5 protein-coding genes and 2 pseudogenes are annotated in these 2,859 nt (G+C 56.5%); all 7 read left to right on the top strand.

Annotated features, from left to right (window positions below):
* Positions 1-238, top strand: a pseudogene (locus ACGVJ8_RS10975) (metallophosphoesterase); the annotation flags it as partial.
* Between the two features lie 3 nt (positions 239-241).
* Positions 242-601: a metallophosphoesterase family protein gene (locus tag ACGVJ8_RS10970; RefSeq protein WP_392348052.1), complete on the top strand. Its 360-nt coding sequence runs from the start codon at positions 242-244 to the stop codon at positions 599-601.
* Positions 601-1,311 (top strand): phosphoesterase, encoded by a 711-nt coding sequence (locus ACGVJ8_RS10965; RefSeq protein ID WP_392348050.1) that lies wholly within the window; start codon positions 601-603, stop codon positions 1,309-1,311. The genes ACGVJ8_RS10970 and ACGVJ8_RS10965 overlap by 1 nt, the downstream gene beginning before the upstream one ends.
* A 69-nt stretch (positions 1,312-1,380) precedes the next feature.
* Entirely contained in the window at positions 1,381-1,638 is a 258-nt protein-coding gene (locus tag ACGVJ8_RS10960) for a hypothetical protein (RefSeq protein ID WP_392348048.1), read from the top strand.
* 77 nt (positions 1,639-1,715) lie between these two features.
* A complete protein-coding gene (locus tag ACGVJ8_RS10955; protein WP_392348046.1) occupies positions 1,716-1,865 on the top strand; it encodes a DUF3721 domain-containing protein in 150 nt (49 codons plus the stop codon).
* Positions 1,862-2,142, top strand: a pseudogene (locus ACGVJ8_RS10950) (hypothetical protein). The gene ACGVJ8_RS10955 and the pseudogene ACGVJ8_RS10950 overlap by 4 nt, the downstream one beginning before the upstream one ends.
* A gap of 281 nt (positions 2,143-2,423) precedes the next feature.
* A complete protein-coding gene (locus tag ACGVJ8_RS10945; protein ID WP_392348044.1) occupies positions 2,424-2,729 on the top strand; it encodes a hypothetical protein in 306 nt (101 codons plus the stop codon).
* The last annotated feature ends 130 nt before the right edge of the window (positions 2,730-2,859 follow it).

Raw genomic sequence — 2,859 nt, 5'->3', positions numbered from 1 at the left:
TGCCTGTGAATGCAGCTATCCGTCCCAGCTGGCGGAACGACGAGGCCATCGCGCCCATCACTGGACGGCCGAGCTACTGAGGGAGGAGAACAAGGCCTTTCTGGCTGAACTTCCGATGACACTGCGGCGCGACAAGCTGCTGTTTGTGCATGGCAGTCCGAACAGTCAGCACGAATATCTATTGCCTGACATGAACGCTTTTGCTGCCCTCGAGCGGGTAGAAACAGCAGGGGCGTAGACCTTGTTCTGCGGCCACACCCACCAGCCCTATGTGCGCGAACTACGGCAGGGGTCCGTTCGGGTGAAGTTGCAACAACGCGATCAAGGCACATCAACAGAACAGGAGCTGGAACTGCCGTTGCGGCGGATCGTCAACGCTGGTTCCGTGGGGGAACCGCGTCATGGCAGCACCAAGGCCACTTACGTCATCCATAACGACAGCATCGGAGAGGTGTCGATTCGAGAGGTCGACTACGACGTCGCCAAAACATGTCGAGCGATCGTTGATGCGGGCTTACCGGAGGTGTTTGCCTGGAGGCTCAGCCACGGCTTCGAATACGCCGAGCGGGCTGAAGACGCAAGCCACGTGTGTGAGCGCTGATGGAACGCTGGGCCCTGGTGAGTGGTCTCCAAGGAGACCTGGATCTGTACGAGCAGATCCAGAAGGAGTTGAAGCAACAGCGGGGTGTTGCCAATCTCTTCGTTCTCGGTGATCTGATCGGATCACAACGCAAGTGCAATGCACTGCTCGAGCGTTTGAGGCAGCCGCAGCGCGCTGATCTTCAGCCCGACTGCATCTACGGCTGGTGGGAAGAGCAACTTCTGGCGGAGTGTGGTTACCGCGGAGAACGCAAAGCTGAAGGCCTCAGAGAAGAGCAAGGCGAGGCGGCGGTCGGCGAGCTTCTCGCTGCGGTGGACGCCGACCATCTCAATTGGCTGGCATCGCTGCAGTTCGGCTTCATCGAACTTGACTGCGCTTTGATTCATGGCAGCTCTGCGGACGTCGGCGACCGGCTGACGGAAGACACCTCAGCATTGGTGCTGCTGGATCGACTGACGCGGCTGGATGTCAACCGACTGTTCACGGCACGCTGTCAGCGTCAGTTCTGGCTGGAGCTTTCCGGTGGATCCATCCAATCCCATGTAAGAGACCATGCCGGTGAACAGCAGAGCGAACAGGCTGTGCCAAAGCGAAGTGTGATCGGCATTGGCGGGGGGAGGCATTACACCCTCTACGATCCCGCTACCGATCACATCGAGTTTCGAATTGCGGGAGAACCCTCCCATACCGCGGGTCGGGGTTTTGGCTGACAGCCACGTTGCTCGAGGCCAATCAACGCGTAAAGCTATCCATACGCTGGAGCCAAACACAAGCGACGCATGGTCGACCACAGCCAACAAAAGCTCACGGCTCGCGAGATGGTGCGAGCCCACGCCTACCCAGTGCTGGGTGTCGTCAGTAGCCTCAGCCTGCTCAGTATCGCGGTTCTGCTGATTCCACAAGCCGTCAAAACCCATCGCTACAACAGCTGCATCGACGCACAGATCGCCATGCAGGCCAACATCAATCCCAAAAGAAGCACAGCTCCCGGCAAGAAGAACTACCTCAAAGCCGTCGAACACTGCGAAGGCTTCTGAACCGATGAGCGCCATCCAACCCTTATCGGCTTTCACCATTCGGCGTTTTGGCCCTGTTGGTGAACCAAACGCCAGGAATGGCCCACGGCAGGGGGCTCTACGCTACCGAAGCCGAAGCCCGGCAGCAGGCGGCTGAAATCGGTTGCACCAGCGTTCACGAGAATAACGGTCGTTGGATGCCTTGCGCTGATGAACGGGAACTCCACCAACAGCTGCGCAAGCAATGAAAACCTCCAAAACAACCAGCCGACAGGCGCGGCGCGTCCATCGCTGGCTGGTGCCGATCGCCGCAACGCCGCTGCTGATCACCGCTGGAACCGGCTCCCTGTACAGCTTGCGGAGCAGAACATTGATGCCTTCTAGCTACTCAAGCTGCACACAGAACAGTTCGGCTGGCTCAACCTTCAGCCCGTGTACCCAATCCTGCTAGGAGCTCTCACGATTGTTGTGACCGTGTCTGGGCTGATAATGCTGCTCAGGCCAGCCCGCACTAAAGGGAGTTGAATCACCCCGACGGCCTCACTCCGTGCAAGTGCAGCCGCAGGAACCACTGCCATGGCAGGGCTCGTGGTTGGGGTGACCGGCGGCACAAGACTCTGAACAGAAGCTCTAGCCATCTCGAACAACCGCCTGGGATGCACACGCCTCACAGGTGCAATGCAGACAGGCACAGGGAGTAGCGGGAGCCATCACAACCAATCAACTCACTGCTGTGTAGGCCGAAAAACAGATGATTCCAAGACAAATACACCATTCCCAACACAATTCATGCGGAAATATTGATAATGATTCTCATTACAGGTAAGAGCAAGACCTTGCGTCAGCAACTTGAAAGTCAAAATCAATCAAAAATCGGGCCAAAAAAACGACAAATCAAGAAAACAGTCACCGACAAAATCAAATCGATCAATGCTCCACTTGCAATCATCAAGAGCAATTCATATCCCTCCAGGCAAAGCATCAAGGCCCAAAGGGACAAAATAAACTCCCGCAAGCAGGTATCAAAAGATACGAGCCATCAGCTCAAAGAAGAAACAACCCATCCAGCAGGTTGTCAAAGTAAGCAAGCCCTTACGGGCATTCCTGTGTGAGGAACCTAATGAAGCTTTTCCAGCAACTGCTGGTGGCCCCTGCCGCCCTTGGCCTGATCGCCAGTGGCGCTAATGCCGCCGAGCTGAACATCAATGGCGTCTCTGACTATGCCTTTGATGCTGATCAGGT

The sequence above is a fragment of the Parasynechococcus sp. genome (genome assembly GCF_042954245.1).
GTDB lineage: Bacteria > Cyanobacteriota > Cyanobacteriia > PCC-6307 > Cyanobiaceae > Parasynechococcus.
This window is presented reverse-complemented; position numbering and strand designations above follow the sequence as displayed.

Bases quoted from the DNA above. Each gene is read 5' to 3' on its own strand.
- ACGVJ8_RS10955 (WP_392348046.1), top strand. From the start codon at position 1,716: ATGGCCCACGGCAGGGGGCTCTACGCTACCGAAGCCGAAGCCCGGCAG.
- ACGVJ8_RS10945 (WP_392348044.1), top strand. From the start codon at position 2,424: ATGATTCTCATTACAGGTAAGAGCAAGACCTTGCGTCAGCAACTTGAA.
- ACGVJ8_RS10960 (WP_392348048.1), top strand. From the start codon at position 1,381: ATGGTCGACCACAGCCAACAAAAGCTCACGGCTCGCGAGATGGTGCGA.
- ACGVJ8_RS10965 (WP_392348050.1), top strand. From the start codon at position 601: ATGGAACGCTGGGCCCTGGTGAGTGGTCTCCAAGGAGACCTGGATCTG.